This is a genomic window from Shewanella sp. M16, assembly GCF_018224605.1.
Lineage (GTDB): Bacteria > Pseudomonadota > Gammaproteobacteria > Enterobacterales > Shewanellaceae > Shewanella > Shewanella oncorhynchi.
On sequence record NZ_JAGTUL010000025.1, the window covers coordinates 22631 to 41768 of the forward strand.

Genomic DNA, 19138 nt, shown 5'->3' on the forward strand with positions numbered 1-19138 from the left:
TAAAATTATGCTAAAACAAAGATGGAACGAAAATATTCACCCAAGCGTAATAGGCACCAATGATGATAAACACCACGCCAGTGATTTTTCTGGCCCAATGCTCAAACGTCAAAATATGGTTGTAGGCTTTAGCAACACGATGGGCGCTAACGCCAAGCAAAATAGCGAAAACTAAAACCGGCAGCCCAGTCGCAAAACCATAAATCGCTGGCAGTGCAATACTCGATTGTGACTCTAGTGCAAGCGGCAGCAGCGAACCAAAGAAGAGCGCGGCGGAAGTCGGACAAAATGACAGCGCAAATAACACGCCTAGCAGTAAAGCTCCTACATATCCCTGAGGGTTGATTTTAGACTTTAATTTTTCGATTAAGGCACCATCACCCGGTAGACGCAACGTCAATAACTCCAGCAAAAACATCCCTACCAATATCAAAATCGGACCTAATAGTAGGTTCATATATTTCTGAAGCGCGACGGATAATGTCATTGTCGAGAGCAAACTGCCAACCAATATCACACCAATCACCAAATAACTCAGCATGCGCCCTATCGTGTAGGCAAGCCCAGTACCCACTACCCGATAAGGCGATTGTATTCCTTTACTGATATAGGAAATGGCCGCCACATTGGTGGCCAAAGGACAGGGACTTATAGAGGTTAAAATGCCAAACCAAAAGGCCGATAACAGCATGACTGCCCACTCATCCATGGGGGAGCTCCTTGGGAGATGGCGCCGCGAGGGTTTGATTTGCCTGAATTTGATTAACCATTGCGTTAATCTCTTCAGTCAAATATTGGCTGAATGCCAGCTCGTTGTTGGCCAACTCCCACACACGGTCTAACCGTCGCCAATCTGTATCCACGCCATTATGGGTATTAGCAATCACCACGGTACGAAATACCAACTGATAATCATCGATGTAATGCTGGTTTTCAGGCAAATCGACATTCACCAAATTTAACTGCATTTCACCATCGCGCACTTGCTTGAAAAACTGATTCATCACAGTAGACTGTGTGAATTTTTCCATGCGGACACACGTTGTACAGCGCTGATTTCCATGAAAATAATAAACATTCAGCCCATCTTTTAATTGAGGTGACACGCTGGCAGCGATATCCGCATTGTTAGTTTTAGCAGCGGTTATCGTGCCAAATTGCTGATACCCAACCAACCCTAAGCCTACACAAACCACAGTGAGCAGCAGGTAGCGGACAATTTTTTTAACGTTCATGCCGACTCCTTTATGCCACTAAGCTGTATGGGCTTGAAGCAAGGTCATGAGTTCATCAACACTGGCAAGTCGTCCCATCAGCTTTATTTGCTCGTCGACCACCAACGCCGGTGTCGACATTACGTTGTAGGCCATAATTTTCTCAATATCAGTCACTTTAGTTAGCTGGTAATCAAGATTAAGTGCTTGCGCCGCGGCATTAGTAGCCTCTGCCAATTTTTGACACTTTGTACAACCCGTACCGAGAATTTTAATATCCATAATTTAGCCTCACTTGGTTACTTCGTTATTTTGCCATTTAACCAAATGATAAGTCTGAAACTACTCCATTAATGCGATCTGCTTCTGAATTTGTTGATCTAATAAACCATCAATGCAATGTAACGATGTCAGTAAGCATGGCATGGTGAGACGATAAAAAATCTGCTTACCTCGTTTTTCCATATCCACAATTCCAGCATGGCGCAAAACGGATAAGTGCTTAGAAATTGTGGAAAAATCAACATCAACGCCCTCAACAAATTCACATACACATTTTTCACCCTTTGTTAGTTGCTCTACCATCCATAATCGCGTTGGATGCCCCAGAGCTTTGAAAATATTAGCTTTTAATATGATGCGTTGTTTCATTACTGACATCCCTTAACTCTACAGTGGCTAAATCAGTGATAAGTATAAAATAATCGAGCTAAAAAAACGTTGGTGAATAACGCAAAGTGACATCTATTTTATTGACTGAACACAAGATTCTAAATTCAAGTATTGAATGTCAATTCTCTGTTGTTGATAAACAATGAACTCTTTGAAAATATTTCTAAGTTTGCTTTCTAACTATGAAAACTAATGCTTAATTGGTACTGATTACAATCGAAACTGAACAACGCTAAATTACTCTGGAATACAAATTGTTAGATGTTCAGATCTAGTGGCGAAAAATATCTATAGGTAACGCTTTGCTAATTGGCTGGCGCAGCGTAGCCAGTCCAGTTCTGGCTACGATTTTTGTGGGCGGAACAAAATTAAACAACTTATTATGTACTACGTGCGTGGTGCAAAAATGATAATTACCATACCCAAAATTGCCACGCCTGAGCCAACAAAATCCCAGGTTGTTGGTTTGATTCCATCTACTACCCACAGCCACAAAATAGCCATAAAAATATAAACACCACCATAAGCGGCATAAACTCTGCCTGCTGCTGTTGGATGTAAGGATAACAACCAAGCAAACACAGCAAGACTAATGGCGGCCGGAATCAGCAACCAAATCGATTTTCCCTCACGCAACCAAAGGTATGGTAAATAACAACCAACAATCTCTGCCAAAGCAGTAATTAAAAAAAGAACTAAGGTTTTCATTTCAGTCAAAATACGATACCTCTGATTGATTGCACATAACACCTTAAGTAAGTGCGCCACTTTTTGGCGTAGCGTAGCATATTTATACTGGTTAAGCCTTGCTTCAGGAGTGTGAAGTCCAACGGAACAAAACGTACGCTAAGTCAATTCGTTCTGCTCTGATGGTTGCTTCTGCGGCCTGAGTTGCCCACTTAGTACTTGTTCAATAAGGGTAAACGAATAATGCCCCAGCATGTTCACGTGTTTATCGCTGATCGGGGATAATCTAAGTACAGCTTCTATACTCCTGAAAGAGTTATTTACTCTCTCATTGCGGCAAGTATGATCGTAAGGTTTCCACAAGAAAGAGCTCAAGAGTATGCAGGTATCGACAACTTGAGTAGTGTCACGTTGCTCATATCCGAAGTAGGTCGCTATTAGTATATCTATACACAAGGATACCACTAGACGAACCACCATTTAGGGTATACCCCAAGCAAACTAACCACATCACATTGCCAATTGGTTCGCTATATATTGATTTAAAACCCTACTCGCACTAGCATCGTAAACCACATCCTAAAAACACCAAATGAGGCAAAATGTTTATTCGGGCCTACCTACGCGCATCAACAGATGAACAAGATGCCAATCGAGCCAGAAATGAGTTGGTTCAGTTTTCAGAAAGTAAAAATGTTCGCATAGCCAGTTTTTATACTGAGACGCAATCAGGGGCGAAAATTGAACGGCCTGAACTTGGGCGCTTAATCATGGACTCTCACCCTGGTGATGTTTTACTCATAGAAAAAGTCGATAGATTGTCTCGCCTCCCCTTTGAGCAATGGAAGGTCCTAAAAAGTAAATTGGTAAAAGCCTATATTCATATTGTTGTTGTTGACCAGCCAATGACACATGGGATCTTAAATAACACTGAAGAACATACCATGATCGCAAAGGTACTGACTGAGTTCATGATTGATTTAGCCGCGGCCATGGCCAGAGATGATTACGAGACAAGAAGAAAGCGACAAGCACAAGGCATCGAAAAGGCCAAAACCTTAGGTAAATACCTTGGGCGTCAGCCTAACCATGGATTGAGGCACAATATTCGGTTACTACTCGATGAAGGGAAAAGCTGGTCACAAGTGCAGAGTCTGCTTAAATGCAGTCGTTCTACCATTGCCAAGGCTGCTAAGTTGAATGAGCTAAAAACCGATGAATCAATTCTCTAAAGATTTGATTCATTCTAAGGCAAAAAAAAGCCCCGTTGGAAGGAAGATACGGGGTGAAAATCAGTCTGGTGTAGAGTGATTCACTGGTTCATTTTTGACAACGTCTTTCTCACCTGCACATGCTGCGGAGAGTGCTTTTGTATAAAATGGAGCGCAGCGAAAACACAAAAATTAGCGTAGCAGTATGTGTCAGCGTGCAGCAATTTGTTATACATTGGCTTTCGCTAGATCCTCCCATTCGAACGAAATGCCAAGAACTCCATTGACCTTTTTCACTACCTCACTATTTGTTAGATCTAGATAAGCAAACCGATCAGCTTCATGATGCATACGACTAACCAAATAGTAAAATGAAGCTAACATTTCTGTATTTGCTCTAAATTTTCCAATTAGGAGCACAAAATCTTCCGCACTCTTCGCTTGCCCAATCAGGTCTGAATTTTTATTAATTTTATCTGCAAGAGACTTTAGTGCTTTAACAGCCATTCTTTGATCGCTAGACAGCTCTAGCAAAGACTTGCTAAGCAAGGTTTCCAAAGATAAGAATTCTAGACGAGGAGCTAGGGTAAGCTCATAAAAACGATCATTAAACTTTTGACCTTTATCAGCCTTCCAAAGTATCCAGTATGATTCATAATAATTTTTTACGTATGAGGATGCTGCCTTTTCATAATCAGCCAACTCAGCATAAAAACAATCAATAGCTCTTTTTGACTCTGACTTTGACTTTCTACTTTCGATATAAGGAACTAGATAGACACCTAAACCAACACCAGCCAGTGGCATTAAATCCTTTACCCATTCATAGGACATAAGTTGACTCCATGTGATGTATAACGTTGTGTTCAACCGCAGTTTGTAAGTAGCACATTGCGATAAACCTTGGGCAGCAATTCGCTAAATGCGCTACTTACAAACTGTCGAGTGGAGGCGCGAAGCGCCGGAACGGTGTTGGAACACTTTGTATGGTCTATTTCCCGAGAATTGCTTCGGCTGTAAACTTATGGTCAAGAGCATTTTCAACTAATTTTTTGTATAAGATATATTGTTGGTTGGCATATTTCAAACGGTGTAACTCTTTGATATAAAAGTATTGTTCAAAGTTAATCTTGTACAACTCAAGTAGCCCATCAGCATTTTTCAACTCTTGTGTAGCTAGTACATATTGTTCACTTTTTGACAATGGTAAAGCCTCAAATAAGTCAATGTTATATCGCCATGGGTTTGCTTTTAGCTCGTATTCCCACATGGTTAAGTATCCAGAGGACTCATAAATATCAGTGATTTCGCTATCGTATTTAGGGTCCGCTATAAGAGCTTTAGTAATATCTGAAAGTGATTGGATTTTGTTACCTAACATTTTTCTAGCAGATTTGAGTATGTTGTTTGTAATTTCAGCTTGATTCTTGATAGGATCATAGCTATTAGCAAAGTCAATTTCATTCGGTTCAGCTTGATACACACAACCTTTAACTTCTTTTACAAACATAGAATCAGCGATTTCTTGCGGTAAACACGCATCACTGTTTGCAACAAGTTTGACACCTGCCGACTCAAAAGCTTTTGCGACCAAACTAGAACAAAACTGCCTTTTCGAATCTAGTTTTGTAAAAACTTTAACGAACGCATTAGCAGCACTAACCTTTGAATAGGAAGTTCCAACTTGTAGCCGCGCATAAATTATGGCTTTTTCTGCTACAACGGGATCGTCCACTCGCATAACTTTTACATATTGAAGCTCATCTATTAGTAATCGCTGAGTATTACTAGAATGCACCCCATAGAGATCAGAATGAATATAGCTCGATTCACCAACATACAAAATAGCATGTGAGAAATTTGAATTAGTAATCTTACAAATTAATGAGCTGTTCTTTTCATTCGAGCGAGTGAGAATGATGTCTCCGAGCTTCAACTTTGATCTGTCTAATAGATACATAATACTTCCTAGAAACCTAACGAACCAGTTAATGATAAATTTAACGTTAGCGATAACATTTAACTAAGTGAAAATGGCAAACGGTAAATTTTCCCTTTAGAACTGTTCATCAGGATAATGAACCTACCTTATTACAAATACTTAATAACCAATCTAAATTTTCAAATGGTATCATTTCATGATGTTTAGGTACAGGTTTGTCATTTTCGGCTTCACCAACAAAAACTACAGGAACACTTTTTTCAGGGAACTTAAAAGTGCTATTTAGTTTTGCAAAATAGATGATTGTTTCTTGCAGTTTAGCACTCTTAACGTCTATATACTTAGAGAATAACTCCTCTATAATTTTCATATATTTATTTAAATGAGGATAAAGATCGAAGACCTCGTCACAACTTTGGATGTCATTTTTAATTTTACCCCATTTATAACCACAACTAAGTAACTCATCTCTTTTCATGTTTACAAGCAAGGTTATTTTATCTTTCGTCTTATCTTGGTTCACATTTAGCGATGATATTGGCAAACTATGATGTTGCGAATAGTTTCTTAACTCATAAGTGAATCTGTAAGAAAATGAGGATTTATGTAGTTTATTTCGATATTCATTCCATTCAAAATGCTCAGATGTCTTTTTAAGATTGCATTCCGAGTTGACAAGAAATGTATTCGCTGAGGTTATAAAATTTGTAATTTTTACAGACAAATCACTCATCAATGAAAGATATTGAAAAACAACCCCTTTACCAGGTTTCATATTCTTCGTAAAGTTAATCCCAATATTAAAACTAGAATTTAATTCGTTGAAATTAATTTGAACAGCTTCGAACAAAATTGCTATTGGCTGTAAATCAAGAATCACCTTCGAGTTGCGATAAAGCTCTCTATAGGAATCTAAAGAAAAATCTGCATTTAAGATACCAAAATCTATTTTCCCATCGTTTAAATCAGAGGAACGGTAGTACCCAATTCTTAGACGTTGCTCATTATTCACGATAGTCTCCAAGATAGGCATAACGCCTTGTTAGCTTTTATATTGTGGTATATGACTTGCCTTCGAGTAAACCATTAGATGATAAAGTTAAACTAAAGCGCTTAAACAGACTAAAAAAATCATTGTAAGGCATTTCAATTTCAACTTCGTTTAGAACCAAAGCATCGCCTTCAGTTTTTATCTTTTCTTGGATATTGTCATAACTACCAACATTTGAATGAAAAAACCTAACTGTAAGGGTATTATATCTAACATTATGTACAGACGAATAAACTTGAATACCAAGCACGAAGCTATTATCAGGAATGCTGTGGTGTTTTCTTAGATAATAAGTTGCATCCTGATTATCATCTCGGTCTGCATGGACAGAACCATCAAGATCTTTATATTGAACTCCTGCTTCAAAAAATTTCATAAATAGCACCATTTAATATAAGAAAGCTAACTGCCTGTTAAGACGTGAGCAACGCAATCCACCCGAATACCATAGATAGAATAGTGAAAATGCTTTGCATTGATAATCACTCTTAAACAGTTGTTACTTTAATTACAATATCCGTATTGTCGAATAATTAAACGAGCCCAAATCTACAGCTAGTTCATTTGTAAAAGCTTCTTTGTATGCATTTGCGTCAAAACCAACAAACTTTACACCCTTTTCGTTAAGTGCTTTGAAAACCTTAACAGTAGCTGAAATATAAATAGGAATTATATTTATATACACATGTTTTAGCGGGTATCTTTCACTGTTTGAGTATTTTTTAAGCGCACCAAAACTAAGATCATTTTCGAGCTGATTTAACAATTTTTCTCGACTTTTGTCACTAATTCTATCCTCGACATAAGGTGACCCTAGTGATGGGTCTATTCGCAGATAGAAATCTTCAAGCTTGTACAAATGCTTCATTTCATGACCATTAGTCAAAATGTCGTGACTTGCAAGCAAAAACTCACCACCAAGGTATTTTTTGTGCCCTTCATTTAAACCCATCTCTTGATTCCAAGTTTTAAACAACAGATGGTTACGGTGGTGAACTGCATTTCTCAGTAAAATGAGAATTGCTGTATCCGCATGGTCAAAGTAATCAAAGAGGCCCTTTGTTACATCATATAGACTATGGAAAGCTTCAAGCTTGGCTTCCATAGCTCGATCTAAGTTATCAATAGCCTCTTCGGCATCAACTAACTTCAAACGATTAAAATTCATATGAGCTTCGCCATATATCCTCATGGCATTCGCTAATTTACTCAATGCTTGTTCTTGTATAACCACGATATTTTCCTACTTTAAACTAACAATACTATTACGAGTGAACGGTTTTAATAACCTAGTCATCGTTGAAGAGTGGCTGAAAAATAAAACTAACCCTTAAAGTAATTGATATGTAGTCGTCCACGCCTGACAGAGCAAGAAGATACGACTTCATGGTAAACCAAAGAACAACTGAAAGCGTAATTGGTATTATTATCTAGCAATCCATTCAATATTCCATCACTAGTGGTATAGAAACTATCTGGCTTCGAGTCCCACGAATTGATCATTGGCAAGATTTTCGCTTTCTGATGAGCCATTTGCCCTATCAATAAACGTACTTTGTCATCCGAAGAAATTGACTTCATTGCAAGCAATGCTTTTATAACATCGTCTTCCAATAGTAACTGCTCAGGAATCAAGCCTAAATCAATAGCAATTTGCTCAGTCAGAACTGAATTTTTTATCAGAGTCAGTCCGTATATTTTTTCTTGCTTTTGAATAGGTAAAACCAAGTGTAACCATTCTTTCGGGGCAATATCTTTATAAATATTTACTTGATGAGTTTTTAATAACGCTTGTTTTGCTATTACCGAAAGAGAATCACTGACGATCAATTTCAACAAATCCTCAGACGAAAACTCCAACTCTGGTAACCAAGAACCATCCACTTCCATAATATTAAGTTTAAAGAATATTGATTCGTTCATCTGTATCAAAGCTAAAGCAGTATTATTTTGCTGGTCAGCTCTTAGCGCCTGATAAAGCTCAAATGATGGTAAAAGTAATCCTCTCTTTAACAATATGGAGGATTGATCCTCACGCAAACCATAAATATTATCAGGACCATATTGATACTCTACCGCAGCTATATATTCAGCAAAACTATCCGCGTTTATCTCACTAGATTCGATAAATGAAATAAACTCATCGCGTACCGATTCAAGTTCTAACTTCTCACCTTTGTAGCATAATGCATCTTTTGTACTCTGTGCTTGTAAAAAATTCAGCACCATGACTTTTAACTCATCAGTGCTTTCGTTATGCTTTTTATCTATTTTTTTATCATTTAGAACGTTGTTATAGAAATTTATTAACACAGCTACGTTAGACCAAGTAGGCGCAATTCGAAACTCTTCGGCTAAGGCTATCAACTTGCAATTACCAAGGTCCATAATATTGAGATCCTCAATCAGAAAGTCTAGCCCCTCAATCAGAGAAAGCTTCTCTTTCTCAGTCAAAATAGATTTAAACTCATCGTTCAATAGCGAAGCTATAACTGTTGCTGGCACTTCGGAAATTTCACCACAATAGATTAATCTTGCATACTCATGAATATCTGAATATAGAAATGATTTAAAGGCTTTGTTGGTAATTGGTAATTTAGTATATGCAACAGGAAAAGTGATGATGTCTTTATCTCTTATTGCTGATATTGTGGCGATAAACGTTACTGAGTTCAGCTTTAGCACTTGATAGTTCAGTGCCTCTCGAATGACCACATATAAGTTAGGTAAAATATTCACAGTTTCGATTTTAATATCGGCTTCTGCTATTAACTTTAGAGCCTTAGATACATTGCCACTATCTGCGACTATTTCAAGCATATCAGCACAGGCATCAATTATTGACTGAATGAAAAATGACTCATCTTCTCTTACTTCCTCAATAGTAAGTAGTATTCTAACGAGTAATACTGCAGTCTCGCTTGTTGTTAACACTTGATTATTTTGCAATGTTGATAACACTTCAGGCCAATGCTTAATAAGAGATTTAAAGCATACTTTACTCCAGATAGGTTGAGCTAATCGCTCAAGCCCCTGTGAGTGGTCTTTAAATTGATTTTTCAAAATCTCAATGAAAAAAGGCATAGCATCAGAATTTTGCGAGTCTGACAGATACTCTATCAGTCCGATGTTATATGCCGCAGGAGAAGCACATGCTTCCCCATTGATAAATGCTACCAGCTCTTTATAGTTGCCAGATTCATAATTTTGGTCGAATACTGTCAGCCCCTTCAATGCTCTTAATAATTCCATATCTTGTTTAGTAAGATGCCCTTCAACATGGGCACTCAAGTAGAAGCCGTAATCCTCATCGATAAATCCTGCTATGAGAAATGCGTGAAGCATTGGCTTGTCATTCGATGGCGTAGGTGTCGCCTGGTTGAGAGGCCGCTTTAGGCATTGTGCTAGGCTTAGCAAACTCAAAGCCTGTTGTTCCTGTTGTAGTTGTTTTATTTTTTTCTGCCGCGCTTGACGAGCTTCTATATTGCGATTTTTCAACCGCGCTAGACGTGTTTGATAATCAGGCATTGCCGACTCAAGCATAGCTGACCATTTTCTGAGGCTACCATGAGACCCCCCATTCCTTGTTATTCCATTAACGCTTCCGTACGATGACTCGCTGCAGGTCGCGTTAAACATTCTTTCAACCACCTCCACAGGATTTTCAACACCATATAGGGGAATACTATCAATAGAGAGAAGCGGATGATAAGAAGAATCAGCTCCAGTGACTTTAGATGAATTCACTCTATATAACATCAACTCAGCCAATTCACCTTGATCAGCCAAATGATCTGCCTCGGCCTCTTTCTCTTCTTGACGAAGCTCTAATATTTGCTTTTCAAGCATTTGGTGCTCTAGAGTTATAAAATTTTTCTTTTGTTGTATTTGTTCAACAAGCGAGCCTTTACCTTCTTGGCATAAAGCAAAATCATCACTATACAAATTCTTATACGCGATAAACGCCAATAATTTTGTTTCGCTGCCTTGGGTGTTATTGAGTTCAAGCACTTTTCTGTACAATAAAAACTCCGCCACAATGCTTTTAAGAAGCCTCATCTCCTGAATATATAGCGTGATAGTTCGGCACAGATCATCCCAATGACTTGTATTGTCTGCGATAGTGATACTAGCTTTGGCCAGTAATTGTTTGAATTGTGGGTAGGCATTAGCCCCCGCAACCACAGGAAGGATTGGAACAATCGCATCAAAAAACTTAGTCCGATCAGGACCCTCAAATACATCATCAGAAAGAGCATAGATAAAACGGACGGGCCGACTGACAACATTACTATCGTTGAGTACTTTATTTAATTCTCTAAGCCGTTCAAAAATTCTATGGCACTCAAAGCGATCTAAATCTTCAAATATAACCACATCAATTTTAGCATGGCCGAAGTAAGCCAAAATATCTTCAAGGTATAGATTGAACACAGAGTCATGACTTTTACCCTGTACCTCTATATCACCACTAACAGGATTTATCTTACTTATTCGTATCTGTCTAACATAACGAACCAAATCAGCAAGTAATAAAGTTGGCACTGCGACCATGAAAGCTGCAAACCAATATAAAGGGTGGGTTGAATCAGTAAAATTGGTTGAGTTTATTTGAGCCCAATCTAATATCTTTTTTGTGCCATAAAGGTTCGCAAACAACAATGCAATCCCAAATATCGTTATAGTAAACGTGACAGCGATTGCGAATGGTCTAGATGGGTTAGTTAAAGGTGCACGGACAAAGCGAGAGCCTCGGCTCTCTATGTCACTTTCTCTATATAATAACTGCTTTAATACTGCACGTTCAATGCGTTCAACTGTCGGCCGTTGTTGAGCATCTAATAATGTGTTTTCACCAACTGTTTTAATATCCTCATCATAGAAATTAGCTAAAGAGATATTAATGTACTTGAGTTCAGGGTGGTGAACCTGATATGTATTGAGAAACGTACTCTTGCCACTAGCGTAAGGACCGGTTACAGCAATCCCTTTTACCCGTTCCGCTCGGCTCAGATATACTTCCAACTGTTGCGCGTAATGTTCATGACCCTTCTCACAAATAACCGGGGCTAAATCAGGTACTGCATTATGGTCAGCAAAATCTCGTTTAAAGAGCACGCATCTTAAGGCATACCGCAAAAAAACAACTAACAGGTCTCGAATAGCATTAAAAACTTCTTTCATAAAACACCAAGGACCCTTAGTAAAATATATAAATATCAGATAGATATATTGTCATAAGTGGATTTATTAAACAAGTTAAGGTATTTATGTGGGTTTGAGGGGTCGCTGGGATTTTGGAAATATCCACCACTGAAAAATTTCGATTGTTTATAGCTCATATGTACACCTCGAACCGAAGTCATATACAGCAAATAGATAGATAACAGTAGATAGTCCTGAGTTATCTACTGTTATAAATAGGCAATATTTAAGGTGTAACTAAGGCGTTTTAGTATGTAGTACCACAATCGGAGAAATAATTTAATTGCAGTGACATAAAACTAAATTTTTTTAAAAATCTGATTTTGTGTTAAATTTATTTTTTTTCAAAACATCTGCAATAGCAACATCTAACTGCAGTTGAATATCTAAAGACAGTCGACCAAATTCATAAGCGAAGTTGCGTCCTTTAATACGCTTTCTTGCGTAAATGCCTGAGCTATCAAATGTCGCAAGATTAGTAACACTAACCTGTGCTTTACTTTTCATATCCTTAGCGATCTGAAGTTCTGCTTTTATCGCTTTGGTGATAGCTGATTTACGTTCTTCCCTTGAATATTCAGCCTGAATAATGACAACTTGTTTAGTCAAACCATTGATGAATGATAGTAATTCATCTTCAAATTCATAGACTTCCATAACTTTACTCAGCAAAGCATAGTCAGTGTGTGACAAGTCATTAGCCACAGGAAAAAGCTTCACCAAACGTTCATCGACCTTAGCGGCTTTTAAAGCTTTACTCACACCAGCCTGACTCATTCCAAGTTGAGCAGCTACTTCAGCCTGTGTAATCTTAGGATTCGCTTTTTCCAAAGATAAACATTGTTGGCCAATTTCACGTAGGTTATGTTCTTTTGCAGTTTGGAGCTGTTTAGCTAGAGCTTTAGCATCTGAAAGTGAAATATCATCTTTAGTTACCAGTATGCGAAATATATCAACTTCACCATTTTGCAGTAAAAACCAAGCTCTGCGTCGAGAACCATCTAGCACATCGAGTTTACCATTCACTTCTCTAGCGACTGCTGGGTAAAATTGCTGGAAAGCTAATGAATCGAGATCTTGTAGAGAATCTGCATTTAATAATGCCTGGTCACGCCCGTTAACATCGAAAGTCACATAGGTACTATCGCGAACTTGTTCATATGATAATGTTGCTTCGGTAAATGTAGCGGTAGCACCAGAAGCTAATTGCCATAAGAAGCTTTTACCTACAGATTCAAAACCAAATAAATTTTGAAGAGATAACGTTACGTCTTCACTTACTTTTTCAATTTCAGTTGTAATTTGGCGTTTTAAAGACTCAATATTAGCTTTGGCTGCATTTATTTGTGCTTCTTCGGCACCAACAGCATTACCTAGAGGGCTCATTACCCCACGTTTTTTAGCCATTATGCTTGCTCCTGTTCACGCCAGACGTTCACAATATCTCTTAGGACTTGGCTGGTTACTTCATAACAATTTTGCTGTGCACTTTGGAACGTCGCTTTACTCTTAGGGTATTCACTCTTAGACATATCAAACACGGTAGAAAGCAACGAAGATGACTGACGAATAGCTTCACTATGTTTAAATTCATTTGAGTACATATAAGGCGCAAAATGATCGTATAAACTATTCATTAGATCGGTTGTTGTAGCGCTATCGCGATGATTTGTAATTAAAATCTTCATAAAATCATAACCACGATGATTAGCATTCGCCAATAAAGCCCACACTTGAGGGATATAACTAAAATAGGAACAAGTAGCATCAATGTCGTTTTCTGTGATGGACAACGGGAAAACTACACTGGTAGCGGCAAAATATGCATTATAAGTTGCATACCCTAATGAGGGAGGGGTATCGATAATGATGATATCAAATTCATCTTGAACAGCATTGATGATCGTGTTCAAAAGAGAGTAAGGAGACTTTAACTTTTGACCAAATACTTGTTCATGAAACCAACCTTCAATAGCTCTATCACTTTGTGATGCCGGCAAAATACGGAGATTAGGTATAGTTGTAGGTAAGAATGCGTTTGAAACGACTTGTTCAAGAGTCTCACCTTCATCTAGATCAAAATTATTCATCATGAGATCGCCAACAGATAAACAACCTTCTAGATCCGCTTCTGGTGCGTAATACATGGACAAAGTAGCTTGACCATCCATATCGATAAGGCCTACCCGATACTCTTGATGAAACTCTGTAGCCAAGCCTGAAGCAATTGTTGCAGCAGAAACGGTTTTACCAACACCACCTTTTTGATTTTGTATAACAATAACCTGCATTTTCTGGTTATCACTGCGCTTAAATTTAGATGCTTTGCGCAAATTATCTGGTAGCAAATCTCGTAATTTATACATTTCTTCTATGTTGATTAGCCATTGAGAATCTTCATGCCGCCTTGGATCAAAATCTGCTGTAGATACATATTTATCAAGTGTTTTTGCGTCAATGTCCAAATAGGTAAAGGCTTCCGCACGCGTAAATTTTCGCAACTCTTTCCGGTGATTAGACAATAACCGTTGGTTACGTCGCTTAATATAGGCATCAGCCCCCATTTTAAGCTCTTGAAAAGTCTCTGTAGTCTGCATGCTATCCATGAAATCCTCCTTAAATAATTAAATTTAAGTGTATACCTTAATATTTAAGGTGTATACTTATATTCAATGGAATTGCTATTTTAAAGGTAAAAGAACCCGAATTTGGTCAGACTGTTAATGTGGCCAAACAACGAAATACGGAAGTTGAGGGTATTGAAATGAGAAATGACGGATAAAAATACGGCCAATGATGATGGTCAAGATCATCACTGGCCTGTGCCACAACCTAGGATAAAGGTAACTAAACTTATGTCACAATTTCAGTATAACCAAATTGAAAAAGCGCGTCTAATTGACTTACCAATGATCCCATCGGGATTGTTGATTCAATGGTTAGTAACGAAACCTGATTGGTTACAACAGCGAGTATTTAAACAACTAACACTTCAACAATAAACCATAGAGAGCAGGGATTAAGTTCCTGCTCTTTAATGCCAGGTCTAAATACCTTTCTCAATTTTTAACCTTTCTTTCTTACTTACTTGGCTCATACTCAAGTGAACTTACAATAAAATGGTTCAACCATTTTATATAGATCAACTCTTTTGCTTTTGAAAATCTCAGTTTTACTCCGTTTCTTCGCCACTTTGGCACTTAGCTTACAAATCCCTTCTGCTAGACGCTTTTTCTTTAGCGACTGACTATACAGCGCGTTTGAATTTTAACGGTCGTAGACAAAATTAACTTACAGCACTGCTTTTAGGGGGTGTACGTCGGAACCGCCGAAATTTCCGTGAGGCATAAGTTTTGGCGTTCGGCGGTTCCGGCACAGAACCCCAAATAAAAACCCCGCAAGCGGGGTTTAGTGGTGGTAATCCGTTTCTTGATAACTCTTAGTTACTTCAATGCATCCAAAATGGTTTCAACATGAATAAACATTAAAGCTAATTCAACGTCTTGCACTTGTTTGGTTGCATCAGGAATGGCATCAAACCCTAACGATATATAAAAATCTTTAGCTCTAGGGTGAGCCCATAACGCTAAACCCTTCGCGGCAGCAAGCTCATTAACTAACACCGTAGCTTCCATCACTTTCCGCATCAGGCGTTTACCAATTCCTTTGCCTTGGTAAGCTTTATCAACTGCAATTTGATCTAACATTACCACAGGAACCTGGCGTGGATATTTCCCAGATAAAATTGAATGCTCGTCATTACTGAGCATAAAAACTTTCATCGTTGCAAATCCAACACCTATATCTCTGTCTACAGCAACATAGACCCGAGAATCATTATTAGCATCAGCTTTCGCCAATTTCTTAGGCGCAAAACTATCAAGAAACAGATCACCACAATCAAAATTTGAAAAACTTGGTTGTCGTTCCATCTTGTTTAGCAGCTGATAATCAACATCGCTTGTGCTCATTTATTTTACTCCGAAAATAGTGCCTTTAGTGCCGGAGTAGCTTTACGAGGATTATCTAAAATGGTTTCAAATTGAGTCCAAGCATGTTGGTTCAGATGTAGTGTAGTTTCTGATTCAATAATTGCATGGGCTCTCTCTCGGGCTTGATTAATGATAAATGCCGTAAGATTGATGCCATTGATAGCTGCCGCTCGTTCAAGCAGTTCCTTTACCTCTAGCGAGGTTTTAAGTTCTATCCGCGCTGGTTTTGAAACGGCTCCAGCATTTGCCGTATTTTGAATACTCATATCGAATTCCTCATTGGATCAAATTTTTTAAGTTGTAACCTCCTTAATAACAATCTAAGACAATAAATTTGTCTAATTCATTAAAATTATTCAAAATTTCCATTTTTTAGTACCTCATTACTTGCTGCGAGCAAACTCTGTTGTGTTTTATCTTTATGTAAAACTCCGTACATAGTACGTCTAAATGATATTTTAGTCAAATTTAGCCGTACTAAAACCGTACGATTGTTAATGGCACAGTGTTTGAAATTTCTTTCCCTGCAAGACCGTTTTTTGGTTTTTAACGATTGGCCAGCGCGTTTGTTGTTAAACGGTCGGATGACAAAAGGAGGTGTTAGCGGTGTTTTTGATCTTTCTCTAAGCGTTAACTATAAAGTGGATCGTTGAATATCTGAGGGGATTACTTTAACAAATGACTTTCTCAATAGAATGGTTTAACCATTCTATTTATGTACCTTGGCATTGAGCTTGCAAACTAGTCCTGCTAGACGCTTTTTTCTTTAGCAACTGAGTTACAGCACGTTTGTAGTTTAACGGTCGAAGACAAAATTAACTTGCAGCGCTTCTCTTAATCTCTTGTAGAAGCGACTGATTTATCAGTCATCATTTTTATATCTTTTGCTATAGATCTTTTTATCTTTCATTTTCTAAAGCTAAAAATCAAAAGAAAAAATCAAAAGAGGTGAGACTAAAGATCACAACTAACTTTGCAGTTTTTTTTTGTACTTTAAGTTTATTAAAAAGAAAGTATGGCTATACATAAAATAAGATCAATCCAATCCAATTTGGCTAAGTAATATTAAGAATTGATGGAGATACTCCTAATAAATTAGGGGTATGAGGGGCTTATTGGACATTGGGACATGAGAAGCATCAGTAATGTACTGATTGATAGTCGAAGAATTAAAAAGGCTTAGAATGTCAATTGGGAGGTACGTAGTAAGCTTCGCGTTCATAGTGAGAGCGAATAAGTGCCAACAATTCTTGAGACGGTTTTATGATTGGCATATTTTGACGAAGAGAACCATCGCGACGATAGCGCGAACTCGCGTAGCGGGGTTTTTGCTTAAATGATTTTCCTGCCAGTTTCAGATCAACGTTATGCTTCGCAGCTGCTGTTCTTACAGATAATCGGTCAGCACCCAACATTGACATAAGCTTTGTTGATAAATACTTATGGCTCGCTTCAGCATGAAAAGAGGCTACGTGGCCATCTTCATAAATGCTCACAGTATGGCTTTCAATGTGGCCGCATTGAACTAATCGATTAACGTAAAAGTACCATGTTGATTCTGGTATGTAGACACCGTGACGCATGGCCACTTCTTTACGTAGTTCATCATGAGTAACGTTCTTGCCGCCATGTCTAGTAGCAACGACAATATGACCGTTGTTGACATTACAGTTAACAACAAATGCAGAGAGCATATAGCCTAAAATCACTTTAGAACGTGCCTGAGTTTTTCCTCTACACAATCCATCACCACGATCTAAAAAATCGTCGCGGTGAGGCAATAGTTTAGATTGGGTTAATAACGTTTGCACAAAATCAGGTAGTCGCTTAGCTTTAAATCCAGCATAAGATGCTACTTTTGCTTTAAAGCCAACAGCTACACCTTTTTTCTTGACGATGTTAGCAAGGCTCTTAATTTCGGCATTGATCTTGTCACGCTCAGCTTTTCTAGCAACTTTTAACCTAATCGCTTCTTCATCGACAGAGTAAGCATTGCCATCTGGCAGTTCTGCCATATGAACATGAGGTATATCAGCATAACTAGATAAAGGAGGATGTTCTTGATAATCATCACTGCTGAATGATGAATAGAGAAGATCTGATTGACTAGAGTTTTGCATCAGACACTATCCCACTGTAGCTCAGCATAGATCGCGAGATCTGGCGGCATAGAGGGTATATGTATCTGAGGATATGGATCTTGTGCTGCAAATAGCAGCCATTTAAGAAATTAGGCATTATTGTTGATTCCGAATGTTTTAGGGCTGTTTGAATGGTTAGTTCAAACATTGCCAAACACTATAATATGATCGATCGCAAAGATCAATGATCTTTCAATGTCTTGAATTTTAGGCACAAAAAAGCCGACCCATTCGGTAAGTCGGCTTTGTTGTCGAATGCTTCACGTCAGGGAACCACCCCCAACACACTCTAATTTTGAAAAATACACTACATAGAAAACTATGTAGTAGCGTGCTATGTAATGCACTTTTGCTTCAAAATCTACTTCGTATTTTAATAGCTCATCAAAAAAATTGCAAGGCCAATGCAAAACAGATCAACTATGCATCTGAATCGGGGTCGAATTGCAATTTATCCTTAACAGCCTCAACAGTTAAAGCTGTAATTGTTTGATATTTACCATCTTTTACAGCTTGGTCCATCAATTCCTTAAGCTTCTTTGGGCACCTAAACGTCACAAGCTCAGTTTTAGACGAAGTAGGAGGGTTATAATTTTTTTTCATAATAATTCATTTTGTATTGACCACCCTACTGTAATACAGTAAGTTTACTGTAATACAGTAATCTTGTAATTTTATTCATGATAGAACATATCGATTTTTCAATAAAGAAGTAAAAAAATATGCCTCTAAATAAAAGCGAGATCACTATTTTCCGTGAGTTGTTCCCAACTCTTACGCAACGGCAGCTAGAAGTAATGAAGGATTTTTCACTAGGAATGACACCATCTCAATTACAAGCCAAAGCAGACTGCTCACGCACGGCAATTGAAAGGCACCTTGCCGATCTCAGAGCAGAATTTGGATGCACGTCATCTAATGAAATTAGAACTATCTTTTTAAATAAACTATTAATACAAGTATTACGTAACTCAATTTAAGTTTCATTTCAAGTTAGGAATTTCCTAACTAATAACGGTATCT

20 protein-coding genes are annotated in these 19138 nt (G+C 38.0%); 3 read left to right on the forward strand and 17 right to left on the reverse strand.

The genetic code is table 11. The features are described 5' to 3' along the window. Positions 1-10: 10 nt before the first annotated feature. The 5 genes from KFE26_RS16135 to KFE26_RS16155 all read right to left on the reverse strand — a co-directional run bounded on the left by KFE26_RS16135 (position 11) and on the right by KFE26_RS16155 (position 2603). Positions 11-709 carry an aromatic aminobenezylarsenical efflux permease ArsG family transporter gene (locus tag KFE26_RS16135; RefSeq protein ID WP_212601018.1) on the reverse strand — a complete coding sequence of 233 codons (699 nt, stop codon included), beginning with the start codon at positions 707-709 and terminating at the stop codon, positions 11-13. Beyond that, the gene (locus tag KFE26_RS16140) at positions 702-1235 is read right to left on the reverse strand and encodes a nitrophenyl compound nitroreductase subunit ArsF family protein (RefSeq protein ID WP_212601019.1); all 534 of its coding nucleotides are present in this window, start codon (positions 1233-1235) and stop codon (positions 702-704) included. Before KFE26_RS16140 ends, KFE26_RS16135 begins: the two co-directional genes overlap by 8 nt. Positions 1236-1253: 18 nt before the next feature. Continuing rightward, positions 1254-1496 carry a thioredoxin family protein gene (locus KFE26_RS16145; protein WP_212601020.1) on the reverse strand — a complete coding sequence of 81 codons (243 nt, stop codon included), beginning with the start codon at positions 1494-1496 and terminating at the stop codon, positions 1254-1256. A 60-nt stretch (positions 1497-1556) separates the two neighbouring features. Continuing rightward, a complete protein-coding gene (locus tag KFE26_RS16150) occupies positions 1557-1865 on the reverse strand; it encodes a helix-turn-helix transcriptional regulator (RefSeq protein ID WP_212601021.1) in 309 nt (102 codons plus the stop codon). A gap of 408 nt (positions 1866-2273) precedes the next feature. Then, the gene (locus KFE26_RS16155; protein ID WP_212601022.1) at positions 2274-2603 is read right to left on the reverse strand and encodes a YnfA family protein; all 330 of its coding nucleotides are present in this window, start codon (positions 2601-2603) and stop codon (positions 2274-2276) included. A 572-nt stretch (positions 2604-3175) separates the two neighbouring features. Between KFE26_RS16155 and KFE26_RS16160 the strand changes: the two genes are divergently transcribed. Next, positions 3176-3805, forward strand: coding sequence for a recombinase family protein (locus tag KFE26_RS16160; RefSeq protein WP_212601023.1), 630 nt, complete (start codon positions 3176-3178; stop codon positions 3803-3805). A 207-nt stretch (positions 3806-4012) separates the two neighbouring features. Here the strand turns inward: KFE26_RS16160 and KFE26_RS16165 are convergent, their stop codons facing one another. The 8 genes from KFE26_RS16165 to KFE26_RS16200 all read right to left on the reverse strand — a co-directional run bounded on the left by KFE26_RS16165 (position 4013) and on the right by KFE26_RS16200 (position 14588). After that, the gene (locus KFE26_RS16165) at positions 4013-4618 is read right to left on the reverse strand and encodes a hypothetical protein (protein WP_212601024.1); all 606 of its coding nucleotides are present in this window, start codon (positions 4616-4618) and stop codon (positions 4013-4015) included. Positions 4619-4775: 157 nt separating this feature from the next. After that, positions 4776-5744 carry a YiiX/YebB-like N1pC/P60 family cysteine hydrolase gene (locus KFE26_RS16170; protein WP_212601025.1) on the reverse strand — a complete coding sequence of 323 codons (969 nt, stop codon included), beginning with the start codon at positions 5742-5744 and terminating at the stop codon, positions 4776-4778. Positions 5745-5853: 109 nt separating this feature from the next. Continuing rightward, entirely contained in the window at positions 5854-6738 is an 885-nt protein-coding gene (locus tag KFE26_RS16175) for a hypothetical protein (protein ID WP_212601026.1), read from the reverse strand. Positions 6739-6775: 37 nt separating this feature from the next. Continuing rightward, on the reverse strand, positions 6776-7153 hold the full coding sequence (locus tag KFE26_RS16180; protein WP_212601027.1) for a hypothetical protein: 378 nt from the start codon (positions 7151-7153) through the stop codon (positions 6776-6778). 132 nt (positions 7154-7285) lie between these two features. Continuing rightward, entirely contained in the window at positions 7286-8011 is a 726-nt protein-coding gene (locus KFE26_RS16185; RefSeq protein ID WP_212601028.1) for a hypothetical protein, read from the reverse strand. Between the two features lie 89 nt (positions 8012-8100). Beyond that, positions 8101-11961 (reverse strand): hypothetical protein, encoded by a 3861-nt coding sequence (locus KFE26_RS16190; protein ID WP_212601029.1) that lies wholly within the window; start codon positions 11959-11961, stop codon positions 8101-8103. A 330-nt stretch (positions 11962-12291) separates the two neighbouring features. Further along, positions 12292-13389, reverse strand: coding sequence for a ParB family protein (locus KFE26_RS16195; protein ID WP_212601030.1), 1098 nt, complete (start codon positions 13387-13389; stop codon positions 12292-12294). Next, positions 13389-14588: a ParA family protein gene (locus KFE26_RS16200; protein ID WP_212601031.1), complete on the reverse strand. Its 1200-nt coding sequence runs from the start codon at positions 14586-14588 to the stop codon at positions 13389-13391. Before KFE26_RS16200 ends, KFE26_RS16195 begins: the two co-directional genes overlap by 1 nt. Before the next feature lie 165 nt (positions 14589-14753). Here KFE26_RS16200 and KFE26_RS16205 point away from each other — a divergent pair, with 165 nt between their 5' ends. Next, the gene (locus KFE26_RS16205) at positions 14754-14984 is read left to right on the forward strand and encodes a hypothetical protein (RefSeq protein WP_037391534.1); all 231 of its coding nucleotides are present in this window, start codon (positions 14754-14756) and stop codon (positions 14982-14984) included. A gap of 441 nt (positions 14985-15425) precedes the next feature. Here KFE26_RS16205 and KFE26_RS16210 read toward each other — a convergent pair whose 3' ends face one another. The 4 genes from KFE26_RS16210 to KFE26_RS16225 form a co-directional block, all read right to left on the reverse strand. Beyond that, entirely contained in the window at positions 15426-15953 is a 528-nt protein-coding gene (locus KFE26_RS16210) for a GNAT family N-acetyltransferase (RefSeq protein WP_212601032.1), read from the reverse strand. A 5-nt stretch (positions 15954-15958) separates the two neighbouring features. After that, entirely contained in the window at positions 15959-16240 is a 282-nt protein-coding gene (locus tag KFE26_RS16215; RefSeq protein WP_212601033.1) for a DUF1778 domain-containing protein, read from the reverse strand. Between the two features lie 921 nt (positions 16241-17161). Continuing rightward, entirely contained in the window at positions 17162-18094 is a 933-nt protein-coding gene (locus tag KFE26_RS16220) for a hypothetical protein (RefSeq protein WP_212601034.1), read from the reverse strand. A 441-nt stretch (positions 18095-18535) separates the two neighbouring features. Continuing rightward, entirely contained in the window at positions 18536-18718 is a 183-nt protein-coding gene (locus KFE26_RS16225; RefSeq protein WP_012197906.1) for a hypothetical protein, read from the reverse strand. A 119-nt stretch (positions 18719-18837) separates the two neighbouring features. Here KFE26_RS16225 and KFE26_RS16230 point away from each other — a divergent pair, with 119 nt between their 5' ends. Continuing rightward, positions 18838-19095, forward strand: a complete 258-nt coding sequence (locus KFE26_RS16230) for a hypothetical protein (RefSeq protein ID WP_012197905.1) — start codon at positions 18838-18840, stop codon at positions 19093-19095. Positions 19096-19138 lie beyond the last annotated feature (43 nt).